This window comes from Burkholderia sp. AU30198, assembly GCF_020419825.1.
Lineage (GTDB): Bacteria > Pseudomonadota > Gammaproteobacteria > Burkholderiales > Burkholderiaceae > Burkholderia.
Genome location: NZ_JAIZSA010000004.1, coordinates 214,626 through 233,352, shown reverse-complemented (window position 1 = coordinate 233,352; position 18,727 = coordinate 214,626). Strand labels below are relative to the sequence as shown.

16 protein-coding genes and 1 pseudogene are annotated in these 18,727 nt (G+C 63.9%); 4 read left to right on the top strand and 13 right to left on the bottom strand.

From position 1 onward, the window contains the following. Positions 1-2: 2 nt before the first annotated feature. On the top strand, positions 3-1,367 hold the full coding sequence (locus LGN19_RS12050) for an HlyD family efflux transporter periplasmic adaptor subunit (RefSeq protein ID WP_226214837.1): 1,365 nt from the start codon (positions 3-5) through the stop codon (positions 1,365-1,367). Continuing rightward, a complete protein-coding gene (locus LGN19_RS12045; RefSeq protein WP_226214835.1) occupies positions 1,364-2,902 on the top strand; it encodes a DHA2 family efflux MFS transporter permease subunit in 1,539 nt (512 codons plus the stop codon). The genes LGN19_RS12050 and LGN19_RS12045 overlap by 4 nt, the downstream gene beginning before the upstream one ends. 238 nt (positions 2,903-3,140) lie before the next feature. Here LGN19_RS12045 and LGN19_RS12040 read toward each other — a convergent pair whose 3' ends face one another. Continuing rightward, the gene (locus LGN19_RS12040; protein ID WP_175984809.1) at positions 3,141-3,617 is read right to left on the bottom strand and encodes an AAA family ATPase; all 477 of its coding nucleotides are present in this window, start codon (positions 3,615-3,617) and stop codon (positions 3,141-3,143) included. Between the two features lie 148 nt (positions 3,618-3,765). Next, on the bottom strand, positions 3,766-4,653 hold the full coding sequence (locus LGN19_RS12035) for a LysR substrate-binding domain-containing protein (RefSeq protein ID WP_089450707.1): 888 nt from the start codon (positions 4,651-4,653) through the stop codon (positions 3,766-3,768). A 153-nt stretch (positions 4,654-4,806) separates the two neighbouring features. On the opposite strand from LGN19_RS12035, the gene LGN19_RS12030 reads away from it, so the two are divergent. Next, positions 4,807-6,375 (top strand): MFS transporter, encoded by a 1,569-nt coding sequence (locus LGN19_RS12030; RefSeq protein WP_226214829.1) that lies wholly within the window; start codon positions 4,807-4,809, stop codon positions 6,373-6,375. 130 nt (positions 6,376-6,505) lie between these two features. Here LGN19_RS12030 and LGN19_RS12025 read toward each other — a convergent pair whose 3' ends face one another. Next, the gene (locus LGN19_RS12025; protein ID WP_226214828.1) at positions 6,506-6,967 is read right to left on the bottom strand and encodes a RidA family protein; all 462 of its coding nucleotides are present in this window, start codon (positions 6,965-6,967) and stop codon (positions 6,506-6,508) included. Positions 6,968-7,205: 238 nt separating this feature from the next. Between LGN19_RS12025 and LGN19_RS12020 the strand changes: the two genes are divergently transcribed. Then, positions 7,206-8,105 (top strand): LysR substrate-binding domain-containing protein, encoded by a 900-nt coding sequence (locus LGN19_RS12020; RefSeq protein ID WP_051889838.1) that lies wholly within the window; start codon positions 7,206-7,208, stop codon positions 8,103-8,105. A 438-nt stretch (positions 8,106-8,543) separates the two neighbouring features. Here LGN19_RS12020 and LGN19_RS12015 read toward each other — a convergent pair whose 3' ends face one another. From LGN19_RS12015 to LGN19_RS11970, 10 genes and pseudogenes are all read right to left on the bottom strand, one after another. Further along, positions 8,544-9,107 carry a KUP/HAK/KT family potassium transporter gene (locus tag LGN19_RS12015; protein ID WP_264173029.1) on the bottom strand — a complete coding sequence of 188 codons (564 nt, stop codon included), beginning with the start codon at positions 9,105-9,107 and terminating at the stop codon, positions 8,544-8,546. A gap of 32 nt (positions 9,108-9,139) precedes the next feature. After that, a pseudogene (locus LGN19_RS12010) lies at positions 9,140-10,324 on the bottom strand (ISNCY family transposase); the annotation flags it as partial. 594 nt (positions 10,325-10,918) lie between these two features. Next, positions 10,919-11,413 carry a DUF2938 family protein gene (locus tag LGN19_RS12005; RefSeq protein WP_226214823.1) on the bottom strand — a complete coding sequence of 165 codons (495 nt, stop codon included), beginning with the start codon at positions 11,411-11,413 and terminating at the stop codon, positions 10,919-10,921. 154 nt (positions 11,414-11,567) lie between these two features. Further along, positions 11,568-12,680, bottom strand: coding sequence for an aspartate-semialdehyde dehydrogenase (gene asd, locus LGN19_RS12000; protein ID WP_226215074.1), 1,113 nt, complete (start codon positions 12,678-12,680; stop codon positions 11,568-11,570). 182 nt (positions 12,681-12,862) lie between these two features. Then, entirely contained in the window at positions 12,863-13,120 is a 258-nt protein-coding gene (locus LGN19_RS11995; protein ID WP_226214822.1) for a hypothetical protein, read from the bottom strand. A gap of 20 nt (positions 13,121-13,140) precedes the next feature. Further along, a complete protein-coding gene (locus LGN19_RS11990; RefSeq protein WP_122945453.1) occupies positions 13,141-13,725 on the bottom strand; it encodes a flavodoxin family protein in 585 nt (194 codons plus the stop codon). A 124-nt stretch (positions 13,726-13,849) separates the two neighbouring features. Beyond that, positions 13,850-14,278: an SRPBCC family protein gene (locus LGN19_RS11985; protein ID WP_122945454.1), complete on the bottom strand. Its 429-nt coding sequence runs from the start codon at positions 14,276-14,278 to the stop codon at positions 13,850-13,852. Further along, the gene (locus LGN19_RS11980) at positions 14,275-14,598 is read right to left on the bottom strand and encodes an ArsR/SmtB family transcription factor (protein ID WP_205169106.1); all 324 of its coding nucleotides are present in this window, start codon (positions 14,596-14,598) and stop codon (positions 14,275-14,277) included. Before LGN19_RS11980 ends, LGN19_RS11985 begins: the two co-directional genes overlap by 4 nt. Before the next feature lie 217 nt (positions 14,599-14,815). Further along, a complete protein-coding gene (locus tag LGN19_RS11975) occupies positions 14,816-15,463 on the bottom strand; it encodes a glutathione S-transferase family protein (protein ID WP_226214820.1) in 648 nt (215 codons plus the stop codon). Between the two features lie 96 nt (positions 15,464-15,559). Next, positions 15,560-18,721: a multidrug efflux RND transporter permease subunit gene (locus LGN19_RS11970; RefSeq protein WP_226214818.1), complete on the bottom strand. Its 3,162-nt coding sequence runs from the start codon at positions 18,719-18,721 to the stop codon at positions 15,560-15,562. Positions 18,722-18,727 lie beyond the last annotated feature (6 nt).

Here is an 18,727-nt window from a genome sequence, read left to right as displayed (position 1 = left end):
CCATGAGCAGCGACAACTCCCTGCAGACTCCCGCGCGGCCGGCCGCCACCGAATCCACCCGTACCGGACAGCAGCCGGCTGCCGATCACACCGGCGCACCGCGCGTACCGGGTGGATCGGACACCCGCACGCGACCGGCGCCGGGCGGGGCCGCTCCCGCGACGCCGCCGCCTGCCCGACGCAAGCACCTCGTGCGCGCGCTCGTCACCGTGTTCACGTTCGGCCTCGTCGGTTGGGGCATCTGGTACGTAATCGCCGGACGCTGGTACGAATCCACCGACAACGCATACGCACAAGGCAACGTCGTCGAGCTGACGTCGCAGGTGACGGGCACCGTCGTGTCGATCGACGCGGACGACGGCGACCTCGTACACGCCGGCACGCCGCTCGTCCACCTCGACCCGAGCGACGCGCAGATCACGCTCGAGACCGCGAAGGCCGATCTCGCGGCAACGGTCCGCAAGGTGCGCGGCCTGTACAGCAACGAGCGCGGGCTTGCGAACAGCATCGGCGGCGCACGCGCCGAACTCGACACGCGACGCACCGCGCTCGACAAGGCGAGGGCGGACTACAGCCGACGCGAGGATCTCGGCCGCTCCGGCGCGATTTCACGCGAGGAACTCGCGCATGCACGCGACACGCTGACGTCCGCGCAAAGTGCATACGCGGCTGCGCAGAGCGCGCTCGCGACGCTGAGCGAGCAGCACCAGACGAGCAAGGCGCTGATCGACGACACCGCGGTCGCGTCGCACCCCGACGTGCAGGCCACGGCCGAACGGCTGCGTGCCGCTTTCCTCGCACATGCACGCACCGACGTCGTCACGCCCGTCACCGGGCATGTCGCGAAGCGTACGGTGCAGGTCGGGCAACGTGTGTCGCCCGGCGTGCCGCTGCTCGCGGTGGTGCCGCTGCGCGAACTGTGGGTCGACGCGAACTTCACCGAGAAGCAGCTCGAACACATGCGTATCGGGCAGCCGGTCGAACTGACCGCCGACCTGTACGGCGACGCGGTGCGCTACAGCGGCCGCGTGCAGAGCCTCGGCGTCGGCACCGGCAGCGCGTTCTCGCTGCTGCCCGCGCAGAACGCAACGGGCAACTGGATCAAGATCGTGCAGCGGCTGCCGGTCCGCATCGAACTGACGGATCCAACGCAGCTCGACGCGCATCCGCTGCGCATCGGCCTGTCGATGCACGCACGCGTCGACCAGCACGACCGCAGCGGCGAGATGCTGTCGCGTCGCGAGCAGCGCGATCCGGTATTCCACACCGACGTGTACCGCGACGAGCTCGCACGCGCCGACAGCCTGATTGCCGATGTCATCCATGCGAACCTGCCGGCGGCAGTGCGCGCGGAGGCAGGGCGATGAGCGCCCCGATGGCGGCCGCCGATAGCGGCTTTCGTCCGTCGAGCGTCGCGCTGACGACCTTCGGCCTCGCGCTCGCGGTCTTCATGCAGGTGCTGGACGGCACCGTCGCGAACGTGTCGCTGCCGACGATCGCCGGCAACTTCGGCGTGAGCACGACGCAGAGTGCGTGGGTCGTCACGACGTTCTCGGTCAGCAACGCGATCGCGCTGCCGCTGACCGGGTTTCTCGTCAAGCGCGTCGGGCAGGTGCGGCTGTTCGTGTGGGCGACGCTCGCGTTCACGTTCGCGTCGCTACTGTGCGGCCTCGCGCAGAACCTGCCGCAGCTCATTGCGTTCCGCGCGCTGCAGGGCCTGGTGGCCGGGCCGATGATCCCGACCACGCAGGCGCTGATGCTGTCGATCTACCCGCCGCAGCGGCGCGGCTTCGCGCTGTCGATGATCGCGATGGTCACCGTCGTCGCGCCGATTGCGGGGCCGGTGTTCGGCGGCTGGGTCACCGAGCACTACTCGTGGCGCTGGGCGTTCCTGATCAACCTGCCGATCGGCGTGTTCGCCGCGATGTGCGTGTTCGCGCAGATGCGTGCCCGCGTCGAGACGACCGTTGCCGCGCGCGTCGACTATGTCGGCCTCGCCGCGCTGATCGTCGGCGTCGGCGCGCTGCAGATCGTGCTCGACAAGGGTAACGAGGCCGACTGGTTCAACTCGACGTTCATCGTCGTGATGTCGGTGGTCGCCGCGTTCGGCATCGCGCTGTTCCTGATCTGGGAGCTCAACGAGCCGAACCCGATCGTGAACCTGCGGCTCTTCGCGCATCGCAACTTCGCGGCCGGCACGCTGACGCTCGTGCTCGCGTACTCCGCATTCTTCGCGGTCAACGTGATCGTGCCGCAGTGGCTGCAGCGCACGCTCGGCTACACGGCGTTCTGGGCCGGGCTCGCCGTCGCGCCGATGGGCGTGATCCCGGTGCTGATGACGCCGTTCATGAGCAGGTACGCGCCGCGCGTCAACATGCGCATGCTCGTGTGCTGCGCGTTCGCGATCCTCGGCACGTCATCGTTCCTGCGCGCGGGCTTCGTGCCCGACATCGACTTCACGCACATCGCGCTGATCCAGTTGCTGCAGGGCCTCGGCCTCGCGCTGTTCATCATGCCGATCAACAGCATCCTGCTGTCGGACCTGAAGCCGGACGAGATCGCCGCCGGCTCCGGCCTGTCGACGTTCCTGCGCACGCTCGGTGCGAGCTTCGCGGTGTCGATCACGTCGTTCCTGTGGGATCGCCGCGCAATCCTGCACCACGCACAGCTCGGCGAGCACGTGAGCGTGTTCGATCCGGCCGTGCGCGCCGAAGTCGCACGGCTCGGCGGCGGCGATCCGCAACGCGCGGCCACGCTGCTGGGCAACCTGATCGATGCGCAGGCGTACCAGATCTCGTTCAACGACGTTTCGTTCGCGCTCGGTTGCGTGTATCTCGCCGTGATCGCGGTGGTCTGGCTCGCCCGTCCGCCGTTCGGCCCCGGTGCCGCCGCGAAGCGGTGACGAAGCTGCGCGGCCTCGGACGACGCGCCGGTGATGCCGTCAAGCAGACGAGGGCACGGGCCGGGGCGGTGCCGGCAGTAGTGGTAGTTGCCGGGTAGGGGTACGGCGGGGGCAGGTGAATTGATTGCGGACCTCGCGCGATGCGTTCGGTCGCGCCGCGGTCGCTTGGGTTCAGGCGGTCACCGGAGCCGGAAACAGCGTTCGTGACGATTCTGTCGCTCGCGCTGGATGTTCTGCATCAGTCGCCCTGGATCCGGGTAACCGACGCAAACCCTTCCGCAACGGTCGGCGGCGCAAAGAGGGATGCAACGCTTTCGATACTCGCATCGGGGACGCGCTGGTCCGCCGGCCTCCGCGCGTTCCGTTCTTTTGCGATATCCAGCGGAACGTCAATCCAGATCGCATGAACTTCCGCATCGTACCGACGGGCGACATCGATCACAGGCTTGCGGTGCCTTGCGCCGGGCAACGCGGCGTCAAAGCAGATGCACGGCGCGTACGCATGCGCGTGCCGGTCGATCCAGTACGATTTCCCGGCTCCTTGCACACCGCACACGACCAGAAGCCGCGGGGGATTTTTCCCGTGACCGGCCAATGCATCTTCAAGCGCCGCGAAGCTGCTCGACCATGCTGCCTTGCTTCTCTCCGGCGTCCATAACCGCCCGACGGGCGTCTCCAGAAACGTGTCCGGATTGATGACCTGCAGGTTCGTCATGCCATTCTGAGCCGGAAAATGGGTCGACTGGAACTATAGAACTTTTCGGGAAGACACGGACGGTGCCGGCGAAGGTTCGTCGCAGGGCGCGCTCGCCCGCGCGCTTTCCGTGATGTATCCGTACCGGAAAGCGACGAGAAAGTAGCCGCTAGTGCAACGCTGCCTCTTCCGTGATGCAGTCGACGAACGCTCTTACCTTCGGCGAGCGCTGCCTGCTCGGCGGCCAAAGAATCCGGTAGGTCACGGAAGGCGCGGCGTCCCCTTCGAGGACGGGGCGCAAGAATCCGTCCCGGAGTTTGTCTTTGACTTCATGGTCCAGCAGGCAGGCGATGCCGGCGCCGTCACACGCCAACGCGAGAAGCGACGGGCTCATGTTCGAGACGGCGGCCGCTTTGAGCTTGATCTCGGCCATCGGCGTTCCATCCGGGAACGGCCAGGGCTGGATTTTCCCGGTACTCGGATATCGATACAGCAGCACCGCATGATGCTCGAGATCCCGAGGTCGTTCCGGTATGCCGTACCGTTCGAAATAGTCCGGCGACCCGACGATGATACGGCGGCAGGATCCCAGCACGCGTGTGATCAAGCGCGAATCCCGCGGCTGTCCTGAACGAACGACGACATCAAAACCTTCGTCGATCACATCGACCAGCCGATCGGAGTAATCCACCTCCAGCTCGATCTCCGGGTAACGTCGATGAAACCTGGACAGGAGCTGCGGCGTCACCACGCTGGTGAGCGGCAGGCTGATCCGCAACTTGCCGCGGGGTGCGCCGGCGCGCTGCTGAAGCTCGACCTCCGCAAGATCCAGCTCGCCCAGTATGCGGCGGCACCGATCCAGAAAAATGACGCCCTCGGGGGTGAGCGCCACGCTGCGCGTACTGCGGTGAAACAGCCTGACGCCGAGGTGCGCTTCCAGCCGTGCCACATTCTTGCCGACCGCAGAAGCCGATACGCCCAAATGCCGGGACGCGGCGACAAAGCTGCGGGTATCGGCGACCCGCACGAACGATTGCACCCAGTTCAGGTTATTCATCATCGGCGTGTGAATTATTCCGGACAGGCAGGTTCATTCTGTATGGAATCGCATCCCGTTTATCCACGATAAACCGGCTTGTAGGATGGCCTGGCGAACTTGAGTCGTTTCCCTGCTGTTCGCCCCTTCATATCCATCCGAATCGAGCGAGCCATGTTCATCTCCGATACCCGCAAGCATGCCGTCGTATTGGCTGCGGTCAGTCTGGCCGGCGTCATGTTTCACCTGGAAATATCCAGCGTGCCGGTCATCCTCCCCACGCTGCAGACCGTCCTGCACGGCGATTTCAAGTCCATGCAGTGGGTCATGAATGCCTACACCATCGCCTGCACGACCGTCCTGATGGTCACGGGCACACTGGCGGATCGTTACGGGCGAAAGCGCATGTTCGTCCTGAGTCTTGCCTGGTTTGCAGTGACGTCCCTGATGTGCGGTCTCGCGCAAAGCATGTCCTTCCTGATCGTCAGCCGATTCCTCCAGGGCCTGGGCGGCGGTGCGATGATCATTTCCCAGATAGCGGTGCTGTCGCATCAATTCCAGACGGGAAGGGCGCGTAGCCGGGCGTTTGCCATCTGGGGGCTGGTCTTCGGCATCGGCCTCGGCCTGGGGCCGCTTGTCGGCGGCCTGATCGTGGCGCTCTCGAACTGGCGCTGGATCTTCCTGATACACGTGCTGCTCGCCGGGCTGACCGGCGTGCTCGTTTTCAACCACGTTGAAGAATCGAGGAATCGCCACGAAACGAAGCTCGATCTCGCGGGGCTGTTCACGCTGGTGCTCGCGGTACTTGGCGCGACCTTTTTCATTACACAAGGATCGTCTGCCGGCTTCACCGGCAGCATGGGTGTCTTGCTGGCGGCAACGATCAGCCTCGTTGCATTCATCGTGATCGAATTCAGGCATCCCCAACCGATGTTCGATTTTTCCGTATTCAGGATACGTCCGCTTTCCGGCGCGCTCGTCGGCTCCATCGCGATGAATGTCAGCTTCTGGCCGCTCAATATCTATCTGCCGATCTACTTTCAGGGTGCACTGGGCTACACGCCCGCCGTCGCCGGCGCGTGCCTGCTGGCCTATACGCTTCCTACGCTGGTGATGCCGCCGCTCGCGGAACGACTGATGCTTCGGTACAACCCGCGCCTGATCATTCCCGCTGGTTTGTTCACCATTGGCCTAGGCCTTTTCCTGATCCGGATCGGAAGCGGCGCGGCCAATGCCGGCTGGCTCACCGCGATTCCCGGTTGCCTGGTAGCGGGGTGCGGACTCGGTTTCACCAACACGACCGTCACCAATACGGTCACGGGCTCGATATCGAGCGACCGCGCAGGCATGGCCGCCGGTATCGACATGAGCGCGCGGCTGATCACGTTCGCGATCAACATTGCATTGATGGGATCGATCTTGTCTCAAAGCATCTTCGCGTATCTGAAAAGCGCCTGGCCGGACGCTCTAGATGGCCTGCAATTACGCGCGTTGACCGAGGTCATTGCCACCGGCAATCTTGCCCACCTCGCGCAATTCGCCCCGGTGTTGCCGACGCTCGATCCGTCCGGGCGCATTACCCACGACGCGCTTGTTCATGGCTTCGGCTCGGTCATGCTTTACGGCGGCCTGGCGGCATGGTTGCTGGCTGCCGTCAGTTTCGCGATCTTCGGTCCCGCCAGTTCATCCGCACGAGTCGTTGACGTCAACTGGAATCCTGACGACGACCGGGAATTGAACTGATCGGCAGGCCGCGGCGCGGCACATCCCCGGCACCCGTGAGCACTCTTCACGTTCGCGCTTCGGCGCATGCCGCCCTGAAGCGCCGCGCCTTCACAATTGTCGAGCGGGTTTCCGACACATCGGGTGCGTATCAGGTGTTGACGACCTTCGCTGCCGTGACGGTCACTTCGACCAGCCAGCCCGGCTCGACCAACCGCACAACTTGTGCGCGAGTGCGAGCAGGCAAATTCGGTTGTGCTTTTGACCCGAAGTAGTTGCGATAGACCGTTGAAAAGCCGTCGAAGTCCGGCATGCCGTCATTCGCCTGATCCGCGACGAACAGGGCCTGTACAGCAACGACATCGCCAAGTGCATATCCCCTGGCTTCCAGGATCTGCTGAATCTGGTCCAGGACGCTTCTTGTTTGCGTCTGCATGTCGCCGAAATACTCGACCGTGCGCGACCCGGCATCCCGATTGGACGGCAACGCGCCTACACCGCTCAACGTTATGGTTTTCGCCCCTGCGGGCACTTCGATCGCTTCGGAGAATTCGCGAGCCCAGGATTCCTCGCGGGAAAGGGGAGTCGGGTATCGTAAAATTGCGTCGCTCATTTCATGTTCCGGATTGAATCTCACGGGTTCGGGCGCTGTCAGCCAGGTCGCGCTTGTGCCGCATGCGCCCACTCCCGACAACACGACGGATGATAGGTGAGCGTCGACGATCTAAAAAATGAATTAATTGGATGGATTCGTTCGACAGTTTCGATCGATGTTGCTACGCTGGCGCAATCGAATTGCACGCTCTCTCGGGCGTGCGCGGCATCGTGAAAAAACTCCACGGCAGGCACCTATGGAACTGCGACACCTTCGCTATTTTCTGGCCATCGCTGAACTGAACAACCTGTCGCGGGCCGCCGAAACGATGTACGTCGCGCAATCCACGCTGTCACACGCGCTGCATCAGCTCGAAGAGGAACTGGGTGCCGCGCTGTTCGACAGGGTCGGGCGCAGCATCCGGCTCACGCAGGCAGGCCGCATTTTTCGCGACTACGCGGCTCGGGCATGCAACGAAGCGATGCACGCCAAACGGGCCGTGCAGGAACTCAAGGCACTCGAGGCGGGTACTTTCACCCTCGGTGCAATCCCCGTGTTTCCGCTTGCATTCTTGCCGGATGCCGTTGCGACCTTCAATCAGCGGTATCCGAAAGTGCGGATCTCGGTTCGGGATCTTCTAGCGGCGGAGCTTGAAGACAATCTGGCGCTGGGCGCGCTTGACCTCGGCATCGCATTTCATCCCGCGTCGCGCGACGATGTCGAATCGGAGTATCTGTTCACGGAGCGACTCGTGCTGGCGGTCGGCCGAAGCCATCCTCTCGCGAAGAAGCACCGGATCCAGTGGAAAGCACTCGATTCGATCCCGCTGGCACTGCTCACTTCGAGATTTTCGACACGAATCCTGATCGAGGAAACGTTCAGAAATGTCGGCGCACATCTGGCAGTCGCCGTAGAAATGGATACCGCCGAGTCGCTTCTCGCCGTCGCGGCGCAAGGACAGCTTGCCGCCATCGTTCCCGAAAGCGCCGGTGCGCGCTTCGAACACGTCAATCTGTTGCGCATAACGGGCCCTGAGCTGTCGCGTGATTTGGGCTTGCTATGGTCGAACAGGACAGGGCGAACCCGCGCAGCGAGCATGTTTGCAGACATGCTGAGGAGCCTGTCCGCCGAGCCGGCGGATCGTTCGCCCCCTTGATTCGTGATCGCGTAGCGGGAACGTCAGCGCCCCGTCGCACGCAGACGTGCGTCAACATGCGCCATTTCAATTCGATGCCAGGTTTCCGGATCGCGGCTCCCACGACCTTGTGGCGATCCGGTTCCGGCGCTCAACGAGACGCCGGAAGTGCGGTAGCGTCCCAATCGATCCGGTAGGCGTGGTCGGAAGCCAGCCGCTTCGCCGGATTGAAAACCGTCTTCATACAGGCAGATGCTGCTGAAAGCCGAGATCAAATGGCTGGACGGATTGATCGCCGAGCTTGAGTCGGGCGCGATGACCTGGAGCGAGAAATATCTGCGTGAACTCGCGGCGCAGTTCGGATGATGCGTCCCGGGGTTTGCGGCTGATTTGCGGTGGCTGTTCCGCGGTGGCTGAGGTTCGGCCGCTCGGCCGCGCGGCCGAGCTGACCAGCCCCCCCTAAATCGAAACCTGCCGCCCCAGATCGACCACCTGATCCGCTGGCACCCGCAGATAGTCGGTCACGCGCGTGCAGTTGCGCAGCATCAGCGCGAACGCCCACTGCATCCAGCGCGGAATGCCCTGTCCGTCATCGCGGTGCGTGATGCGCTCCATGCCGATGAAATACGTGAGTGCGGCCGGATCGAGCGGGCAACCGTGCTGCGCGGCGATCTGCGTCATCAGCGCCGGCAGGTCCGCGCGCTCCATGAATCCGTAGGTGGCAGTCACCGTCCAGTAGCCTGGCGCCGGCTGCGTGACGGCAACGCGGCCGGCGGCGTCGACCCAAGGCACCGACGCGATGTCGAGCGTGACGGCGAGCACGTTGCGGTGCAGCGCCTGGCTGTGCCTGACGTACCAGAGCAGCACGGGCGGCACGCTAGTCTTCTCCCGGGTGAGGAACACCGCGGTGCCGGGCACGCGTGCGAGAGTCGCGGCGTTCGACTGCATGAACGCGTCGATGGAGACCGGGTCCTCGCCCAGCCGGTTCACGACGGCCTTGATGCCGCGATGCCAAACGTACATCACGAGGTACACGAGTGCCGCCAGAAGCAGGGCTTGTGCTCAACGACTGCGCCTTGATCGATTTCGGCCAGGCGGTCGTACTGCCTGTAGGGCAACGCACGACCATCAGCCCGGAGTTCGATCCGTCCATCCGGGTACTCCCAGACCTCGATCTGGCGGTCGATCAGCTTCCGGTTGGCCGGCGTGTCCTCCAGCAAATACATCACCCGGTCGTACTGCACCGTGAGCGACTTCGTCACTTTCCGCGGCTCGCGCCACGTCAGCACCAAGTCGAGACTCTCGTCGGTCCGTAGCGGCCGATGCGCATCGAAGTCGCTCTTCGGCGGCTTCGCGAAGCGCGCGTTGTAGGCGGCCATGAAGGAGGGCGCGTAAGCATTGGCGTCAACCACCGTGTTGATGCCGCGCAATCGCATCTCCTTGACCAATCGGTCCTGCAACGTCAGATGTGCTCGCTCGACTCGTCCCTTGGCTGAACTGCTGTTCGCGCAGAACGTGTCGATGTTCAGCTCGTACATCGCCCGACCAAACGGCGTCACGCGATTGCCAGTCTTGCCCGGCGTCACATTGCGAAACACGCTGGCCTTATCGCTGTAGAACGCTCCCGGCTTGCCGTGGCGTTCGATGTACGCCCGCGTGGCCTCGAAGTAGCTGAAGGTCGATTCGGTCTGCGTGAAGTGCAGCATCATCAGCCGGCTCGTCGCGTCGTCCACGTACACCAGCAGCGTGCAGGCCGGCACCCGTTCCTCGAACCATCGATGGTCGCTGCCGTCGATCTGGATCAGTTCACCCAGGCACGCCCGGCGCGCTCGCGGCTGATACACCTTCGGCGGTCGTTGTCGGCGCGGAATCCACAAACCAGCCTCCGTCATCAGCTTCCTGACCGTTTCCTTGGCCAGCCGAATGCCGTGACATTCCCAGAGCTTCTCGCAGGCCAGCGTCGGTCCGAAATCGGCGTAGCGATCGCGAATGATCGACAGCGCACGATCGGCGGATCCTGGATCCAGGCGGCGGTTGCCGGGTTTCGCTCGGTGTCCCGACACCAATCCCGCCGGCCCGTGCTCACGCAGCCGGGCGACCAGCCGGCGAACCTGGCGTGTCGTCAACTCCAGCCGTTCCGCCGCTCGCCAGGGCTTGAGCTTGCCGTCGGCTACGTCCTGGATGACCTTGAATCGGTCCAGCTCGCGCATCGTCATCGTGATCCGTTCCGTTGCAGCCATCGCAGCCTCCGGCGCCGGACACCCGGCGGCCGGTCAGCTTACGCGGCCCGAAAGCGGACATTTCTATGTAGCCAAAAGCGGACATTTCAATCTAGCCACTACAACGGAAAATGTCGATAACTATGATTATGTCAAATCACATTACTAGCGTTGTAGACGACCCCACTGACCCGTCCGTCCAAGCAATTTCGTTCCCATTTCCAAGGTAATGTTCGGCCAACCGCGATGCCAAACCAGTACAGACCTACTGGCCATCGGCGGATTTTGGTTAGTCCGCCACTTCTCACTTTCGCTCCGCAACCTTCTCGAGCGCTTTGCGAGCATCCGGAAAGTGCTCTTTGGCCTGCTCAAGCGTAAGAAAATACGGAGCACGAGCTTCCGCAACTATCTCTAGAAATTGGCCACAATTCATGCACTGGTACAACTCCGCATGCCTGGAAATATTTATACCCAAATATTCATAGTTAGAGCGCGTTCCACCAAAGCTGCGACACTTTTCGCACGACATCAAAGCCTCCCAATTGGAGTCCAGCTTCCATCTTGTGCGCGTCGTCGATGAACCGCATGCGGTCGATGCTTCGCCATCGCCCGTCCTTAGCGCATCAGCATCGCAAAGGAGATTGCGGCGAGGTACAGCGCAATGCCGTAGTACAGGTGCGTGATAACGCCCTGGCGCCGTGCCGCCCAGGGATCCGGCGTGCGCGAGCACAGAACACCCATACCGAACGCAGGCACGACGATGAAAAACGGTACCGCGAGCGTGAGAAATCCTGCTGCGATCGCGGCTGCCCACGTTGGGCTGGCAATCCAGTCCGTGCCGCCACCGAGCAGGATCGGCAAGAACCCAAACGCCGCGCCCAATGCGTAATGAGCGATCCAGCCGATCGCTTTTTCGCCCGGAATCGGAGGCGACGCGAAAATCGGCTTGTGGAAGAATTGCCCGCGTGCCATGTGCCCGATCCAGCGGCCCACGACATCGAAGCCGTAATTCGGTACCTTGAACGCCTTTTCGAGAAACACGGCCCACACATCCGACAGCGCCGTGGCAGTCAGGCCGATAAAAACGCCTGCGATGATGATGTCACTCATGGTTTTTCTCTCTGCTTTCTGGATACGAAGCGCGTCGACGCCAGCTGCATCGAGTCGCGCTGTCCACGTATCGGGACGAAGCCACCACCGAAGGATCGAGCGACGGCGGCGCACGTTGCGCCGCCATCGCTGAAACGCCCTGTTCGCCGGCAACCTACTGCGCGTTCAGAATCATGTTCAGCACGCGCCGCAGCGGTTCAGCCGCCCCCCATAGCAATTGATCGCCCGTGGTCAACACGCTGTACATCTGCGGCTCGACGTTGAGGCGGCGCAGTCTGCCCACGCCGATCTTCAGCGATCCGCTGACGGCGGCCGGCGACAGCCGCTGGATCGTTTCCTGCCGGGTGTTCGGCACAAAATCGATCCACTCGTGCGCATCGCGAATCAGCGTTTCAAGACGATCGAGTTCAACGTTCTCCTTCAGCTTCAGCGTGATCGCGGCCGAGTGGCTCTGCAGCGCAGCGACGCGAACGCAGAGTCCGTCAACCCGGATCGTGCCCGGCGGCAGCCCGAGGATCTTGTTCGTCTCGACTTCACCCTTCCATTCCTCACGGCTCACGCCGTTGCCGAGGTCGCTGTCGATCCACGGGATGATGCTGCCCGCGAGGGGCGCGCCGAACGCTTCGATCGGGTAGTCGCTCGCGCGTGACGCTGCGTGTGCTTTCGCCAGCACGTCGAGCACCGGCGTGCCGGGATCAGCAAGATCGTTATCGACGCACCTGGCGACGGCCGACATCTGGCCGAGCAGTTCCTTCACATGCTGTGCGCCGGCGCCCGACGCCGCCTGGTAGGTCATCATGCTCATCCATTCGACGAGTCCGGCGCGGAACAGCCCGGTCAGACCGATGAGCGAGAGCGTGATCGAGCAGTTGCCGCCGATGTAGTTACGCACGCCCGCAGCGATGCCGGCCTCGATCTGTTCACGGTTGACCGGGTCGAGCACGATGATCGAATCGTCATCCATCCGCTTCGCGGACGCCGCATCGATCCAGAAACCGCTCCAACCCGACGCGCGCAGCACCGGATACACCGCCTTCGTGTAGTCGCCGCCCTGGCAGGTGATGATGATGTCCATCTCGCCGAGGCTTTCGACCGAGTTCGCATCGAACAGACGGTGCTCGGCGCCCAGCGGGTCACGATACGTGCGCCCTGCCGCCGACGTGCTGAAATATGTCGGCGATATTCTCGAAAAATCCCCCTCTTCGCGCATCCGCTTCAGCAGCATGGAACCCACCATGCCGCGCCAACCCACCAGTCCGACCTTCATCATTGTTTCCCCTGCCTTATCAAAATTGTTTCCATCCTCTTCAATCCCGGTATTCAAGATGAATCCAGATTTCAACTGCGCATGCACCGTCCTCGGGTCGAGAGGCCCTAATCTTAATCATTTGCATATTTTCAGGTATTGATTAATTAAAAACCCCATACAACGGGAGGTTTCTAATGTCATTAATCCACACCCCAAGCCGAAATCGAATTCGAGTGGTAATCAATTGCGTCGAAATCACCTTCCGGGGCGGGGTGTGCGCCACCCTGACCTGCCACCCGTGGCGGTGCCCTGAAGGATTTTTCGGGCGAATCATTGACTGGCACCTGCCCGTACACGCCGAGCGCCACGATGAAGCGAGACCGGACGGTTCGGGATACGGCGACGCTCAACGCGACGAGCCGGCCATCGCCAGGGCCGATGAACGTCCCCGCAGCCATTTGCCGTCACGTGAAAATATTCACGCCCGCCCGCGCACAAGTTGCATCGCAACCTCAGCCACGCGTTGCCCCAGATGGCGCGCCGTGGCCAGATCCGATTCCGGCGGCACGACATCGGCGGCCTGATCGACATTGGATTGCGCCCCGGCACCGAGCCAGAATCCCAGGCGATTCAAGTCCTGATCCGAGCCCGTAGTGGAGTTGTTCGCCGGCGGCAGCGCAAGGTTGACCCAGTGCATGCCGTGCTGAGCGGCAAACAGCGCGATCTGGATCAAGGTGGCCAGTTTGTCGCCGGCGTGAGCGCCCGAGTTTGTAAACCCGGCAGCGACCTTGTCTTTCCATGCGCCCTTGGCCAGGACGGCGTTCGAGGTCGCTTCCTGAAAAGTCTTGAATGCTGCGGACACGCTGGCCATATAGGTCGGCGAGCCAAATATGATGCCCTCCGCCAATGCCAGATCGTCCCAGCGAGACGGCGCCTCCTCGGTGGTCAGGAGAAGCGCTTCTGCGCCTTGAATGCGTTCTACGCCCGCGCGCACCGCGTCGGCCTGCCTGGCGGTGTGGCCATACAGGCTGTGATAGATGATTGCGATTCGGACAGTCGACATACCTGCTATTCCTTGAACGTGCGGCCGAAGCCGATGGCTTGCGCCGGGCAAGCATGACCCCTGGGGCCGGCCGGCCGGCAGGCCCCATCGGGAAGAAGAAAGCGTTGATGTTCAGTCGCCGGAACTAGCCGATGAGCTGATCCAGTTTGTCGAGAAAGCGAGGCCAGGCCGCGCCGAGGCGCACGTAGCTGAGCGCGGTTGGAGAAGGAAAACCCGACTGCTCCATGTGCAGCAAGGTGCCGCCCTCATGTGGCGTCAAGGTCCAGGTGACGATCGTCTTCAGCCCGCTCGCGGATTCCGTGCCATCGCCCCAGCGATAGCTGAGCAGCCGCTCCGGCTCCACCGCGATGACCTGACAATTCGTGATGCCCGACCATCCGGGCAACGGCGTCGCGCGCAACGTAAAGCGGTGACCGACCTCAGGCACAAAGTCGTTGGCCATCAGCCACTCCTCGATCAACCACGATTGCGTAAGTGCGCGCCACACTTTTTCGGGCGGATGCCGAAGGCTCCGCTCCACGACCAGGCTGTGCGATTCTCGCGACGCAGTCATGTGTCCATCCTGTCCAGCAGGTCGGACAACGCGTCGATTCGATCCCGCCAGAAGACGCCGTAGACGCCGAGCCAGTCGATCAACGGCGCGAGCCCCTCCGAACGGGCACGGTAATAGGTTTCTCGTCCTTCCGGGCGCCCTTCCACCAGCCCGGCCTGTCGCAACACGGCCAGATGCTTGGACACGGCGGGCTGCGATACGCCCGCATGCGCGGTCAGTCGTCCGACGGTCTGCTCGCCTTCATGGGAAAGCCGTTGAAAAATAGCCCGGCGGGTCGGCTCGCTCAACGCGGCGAACAGGTCGTTGGCAGTAGGTTCCAATCCATAGCTCAAAGGTTATGAATCTGAATGATAACTGCAGAGTTATGGATTTTCAACCCCGCGACCTGTCATTTGCCAGGACGAGTCGATGCAACGGATTTCGACGCATCGTCGCCCGTGTCGCCGAGCGGGATGTGATGCTCGTTGCCTTGATCGCCGTCGTGTTGATCATCGAAGGGTTGCACTAGCGCGAACACGTCACGGCAACGTGTTGCGCTCACGCAGCCCGATTCATCCACTCCGTCAGCCCTTCGCGCGCATTCAATTCCAGGAATGTCGGCATCCCGCGAAGGTGCTGGATATAGCGCGCCAGATGCGGCCACGTCGTTGCCGGGCGCGGCATGTTACGCGTCCAGCGCATGAGCATCAGCGCCAGGAAGTCGACCGTGCTCAACCGATCGTCGATCAAATACGACCGACCGTCGGACAGCAGATTGTCGAGATGCGCCATCGACGCCTCGACTTGCCCCTGCGAAAACGCCTTCACCATGTCAGCGCATCGCGGATCGCCATCCGTCTCCGCATAAAACCAGTTTCGCATTGCGGGCAGAACGGAATTGGCAAGATAGATCATCATCTCGAACCACGCGGCACGTTCAGGCGAGCCCGGATGCGGAGCCAGGCCCGGCTCCGGATGACGTTCGGCGAGCAGCATCAGCAAGGCGGCCGATTCGGTCCGCGGCATGTCGTCGACGACCAGCGTCGGCACTCGGCCGGCGGGATTCAACCGCAGGTACTCGGGCGTATGCTGCGCACCCGTATCGATATCGACGAGTCGCGTTTCGAACGGCACGCCGAGTTCGATCAGCATCCAGTGCACGGCCATGCTTGCCGCGCCGGGCGAGTAATACAGAACGTAGGACATGGCCTGAGTTCGTCTCCTTGAGTTGAACCATCCGTGAGCCGTCTGCACGACGACCGTACGTCACCAAACGCACGAAAATCAGCTAGCGAAGCTGCGTCACTCCCCCACCGCCTCCGCCTGCCGATCGTCCCGCTTGGCCACCGCCACCCGCCGGCCGCGCCGGCCAGCCGATGCCACGACCCGAAACGCCACCGGCGCAAACACGAGCCCGAATACCGTCGCCGCCAGCACGCCTCCGAACGCGCCCGTGCCGATCGAGCGCCGGCTTTCCGCCCCCGCGCCGGTCGCCAGCACGAGCGGCACGACCCCGAGCAGGAACGCCATCGACGTCATCACGATCGGCCGGAATCGCGCAGTGGCCGCGTCGACCACCGCCTGCCGCAACGGCACGCCGTGACCGGCCAGGTCGCGTGCGTACTGCACGATCAGGATCGCGTTCTTCGCCGCCAGCCCGACCACGGTGATCATCCCGACCTTGAAGTACACGTCGTTCGGCATCCCGCGCGCGAGCGCCGCCGCGATCGCGCCGATCATGCCGAGCGGCACGATCGTCAGCACCGACAGCGGAATCGTCCAGCTTTCGTACAGCGCGGCCAGCGCCATGAAGACCGCGAGCACCGACAACCCGACGAGCAGCGGCGTCTGCCGCGCAGCGACCTGCTCCTCGCGCGCCGCATCGACCCAGTCGAAGCCGATCCCGGCCGGCAGCGCAGCGGCAAGCCGCTCCATCTCGGCCATCGCCGCGCCCGAACTCGTGCCGGTTGCCGCCCGGCCGCTGATGTCGAGCGACGGATAGCCGTTGTACCGGTTCAGCATCACCGGCCCGATCGTCCAGTGCGGCGCGGCAATGGCCGACAGCGGCACCATGTCGCCGGTGCGGTTCGGCACCGTCAGCGCCATCAGTTGCGTATCGGTCGCGCGGGCGACCGGATCGGCCTCGATGATCACCCGCCGCATCCGGCCCGACGCCGGAAAGTCGTTGATGTAGTTCGAGCCGAACGTGCCGCCCAGCAGCCCCGCGATCCGCTCGAACGGTACGCCGAGCGCATACGCTTTCGCGCGATCGACATCGAGCTCGATACGCGGTGCGTCCGGTAGGTCCTCGAAATGCACGGCTGACAGCAACGGGCTCGCCTTCGCGCGTTCGGCCAACTGCTCGCGGGCCGCCTTCAACGCGTCGAGCCCGACCCCGCCGCGATCCTCGAGCCGGAACGTGAAGCCGTCGGAATGCCCGATGCCGCGCACCGACGGCGGCAGCGCCGCCTCGACGTCGCCGTCGAGGATCGCACCGAAGCGCCCGTTGAGCCGGTCGCGCAACGCCATCGCGTCGACGTCGCGCTTTGCCCAGTCCTTCAGTTCCACGAACGCCATTCCGACGTTCTGCCCACTGCCCACGAAACTCCAGCCGATCACGCTCGTCACGTTTGCAATCGCCGGCTCTCCATGCAGGATTGCCTCCACCCGCTCGACGACGGCGAGCGTGCGCGCCTGCGTGGCGCCGGCCGGCAACTGGATCATCACCTGCAGTTGCCCCTGGTCCTCGGTCGGCAGGAAGCCGCCCGGCATCATCCAGTACAGCAGCCCGCACCCGATCACGAGCGCCGCATAGACGGCCACGACCAGGCCGGTGCGGCGCACGGCAAACACGGCGATACGGCGATAACCGGTTTCGGCGCGCGCGAAGGCCGCACCGAACCGGTCGGCGAGGCGCGCGCCGATGCCGCGTCGCCGCGCACGGCCGCCCCCGCCATCGTGTCGCGCAACCGGTTTCAGCAGGTTCGCGCACAGCGCGGGCGTGAGCGACAGCGCCATGAACGACGACACCAGCATCGACGCGATCATCGCCACCGCGAATTGCCGGTAGATGCCGCCGACGCTGCCCGGGAAAAACGCCATCGGCACGAATACGGCGGTCAGCACCGCGGTCACGCCGACGATCGCCCCGCCGATCCGCTTCATCGCGCGGCGCGTGGCGTCGCGCGGCGACACGCCCTCCTCCATCACGCGGTGCACGCTCTCGACGACGACGATCGCATCGTCGACCAGGATGCCGATCGCCAGCACGAGGCCGAACATCGTGAACACGTTGATCGACAGCCCGAACGCCCACATCGCGACGAACGCGCCCATCAGCGTGACCGGAATCACGACAGTCGGCACGAGCGTGTAGCGCAGGTCACGCAGGAACAGCCACATCACGCAGAACACCAGCACGACGGCCTCGACGAGCGTCAGCACGACTTCGTGGATCGCGATCTTGACGAAATGCGCGCCGTCGAACGGAATCTCGACCGCGACGCCCGGCGGCAGCGTCCGCGACAGCTCGGCGAGCCGCGCACGGATCGCATTCGACGTTTCGAGCGCGTTGCCGCGCGGGCCGAGCTGGATGCCGACCGTCGCGGCCGGCCGGCCGTTCAGCCGCGAATAGAACGAATAGTCGTCGCGGCCGATTTCGACGCGCGCGACGTCGGCGACGCGCACCGCCGAACCATCCTGCTTCGACTTCAGCACGATCCGGCCGAACTCCTCCGCCGACGTGAGCTGCCCCTTGACGACGATCGTCGCGGTGAGCTGCTGGCCGCGCACGAACGGCGCGTCGCCGATCGCGCCGGCCGTGACCGTCGCGTTCTGCGCGCCGATCGCGGCGATCACGTCGTCGGCGCCGAGATCGTATTCGCGCAACCTGACCGGATCGAGCCAGACCCGCAGCGCCTCGTCGGCATCCCACAGCTCGGCCGCGCCCACCCCCGGCGCGCGCTTCAGCTCGCGCAGCACGTAGCGGTTCAGGTAATCGCCGAGTTGCGCGGAATCGCGCGTGCCGTCGGTCGACGTCAGCGTGACGAGCATCAGGAACGTGTTCGCCGCCTTGAACACGCCGATCCCCTGCTGGACGACCTGCTGCGGCAGCCGCGGCTCGACCTGCTTCAAGCGGTTGTTGACATCGACGAGCGCGATGTCCGGATCGGTGCTCGGCGCAAACGTCACGTCGATCTCGAGGTTGCCGTGGCCGTCGCTGCTCGTCTCGTAGTACAGCAGCCCGTCAGCACCGTCGAGGCTTTCCTCGATGATGCTGCCGACGTCGGCATCGACCGTCTCGGTCGACGCGCCCGGATAGGACGCGGTGATCACGACCCGCGGCGGCGCCAGGCGCGGATACTGCGCGATCGGCAACTGCGGAATGGCCAGCACGCCCGCGACGACGATCGCGAGCGCGACGATCCACGCAAATACCGGACGGTCGATGAAGAATGACGGCATCGGCGC

Excerpts from the sequence above, each read along its gene's own strand:
- asd (WP_226215074.1), bottom strand. The coding sequence starts at position 12,680 with ATGAAGGTCGGACTGGTGGGTTGGCGCGGCATGGTGGGTTCCATGCTG.
- LGN19_RS12040 (WP_175984809.1), bottom strand. The coding sequence starts at position 3,617 with ATGACGAACCTGCAGGTCATCAATCCGGACACGTTTCTGGAGACGCCC.
- LGN19_RS11985 (WP_122945454.1), bottom strand. The coding sequence starts at position 14,278 with ATGACTGCGTCGCGAGAATCGCACAGCCTGGTCGTGGAGCGGAGCCTT.
- LGN19_RS12050 (WP_226214837.1), top strand. The coding sequence starts at position 3 with ATGAGCAGCGACAACTCCCTGCAGACTCCCGCGCGGCCGGCCGCCACC.
- LGN19_RS12035 (WP_089450707.1), bottom strand. The coding sequence starts at position 4,653 with ATGAATAACCTGAACTGGGTGCAATCGTTCGTGCGGGTCGCCGATACC.
- LGN19_RS12005 (WP_226214823.1), bottom strand. The coding sequence starts at position 11,413 with ATGAGTGACATCATCATCGCAGGCGTTTTTATCGGCCTGACTGCCACG.
- LGN19_RS12020 (WP_051889838.1), top strand. The coding sequence starts at position 7,206 with ATGGAACTGCGACACCTTCGCTATTTTCTGGCCATCGCTGAACTGAAC.
- LGN19_RS11995 (WP_226214822.1), bottom strand. The coding sequence starts at position 13,120 with ATGGCTGCGGGGACGTTCATCGGCCCTGGCGATGGCCGGCTCGTCGCG.
- LGN19_RS11975 (WP_226214820.1), bottom strand. The coding sequence starts at position 15,463 with ATGTCCTACGTTCTGTATTACTCGCCCGGCGCGGCAAGCATGGCCGTG.
- LGN19_RS12030 (WP_226214829.1), top strand. The coding sequence starts at position 4,807 with ATGTTCATCTCCGATACCCGCAAGCATGCCGTCGTATTGGCTGCGGTC.
- LGN19_RS11990 (WP_122945453.1), bottom strand. The coding sequence starts at position 13,725 with ATGTCGACTGTCCGAATCGCAATCATCTATCACAGCCTGTATGGCCAC.
- LGN19_RS12045 (WP_226214835.1), top strand. The coding sequence starts at position 1,364 with ATGAGCGCCCCGATGGCGGCCGCCGATAGCGGCTTTCGTCCGTCGAGC.
- LGN19_RS12015 (WP_264173029.1), bottom strand. The coding sequence starts at position 9,107 with ATGTACGTTTGGCATCGCGGCATCAAGGCCGTCGTGAACCGGCTGGGC.
- LGN19_RS12025 (WP_226214828.1), bottom strand. The coding sequence starts at position 6,967 with ATGAGCGACGCAATTTTACGATACCCGACTCCCCTTTCCCGCGAGGAA.
- LGN19_RS11970 (WP_226214818.1), bottom strand. The coding sequence starts at position 18,721 with ATGCCGTCATTCTTCATCGACCGTCCGGTATTTGCGTGGATCGTCGCG.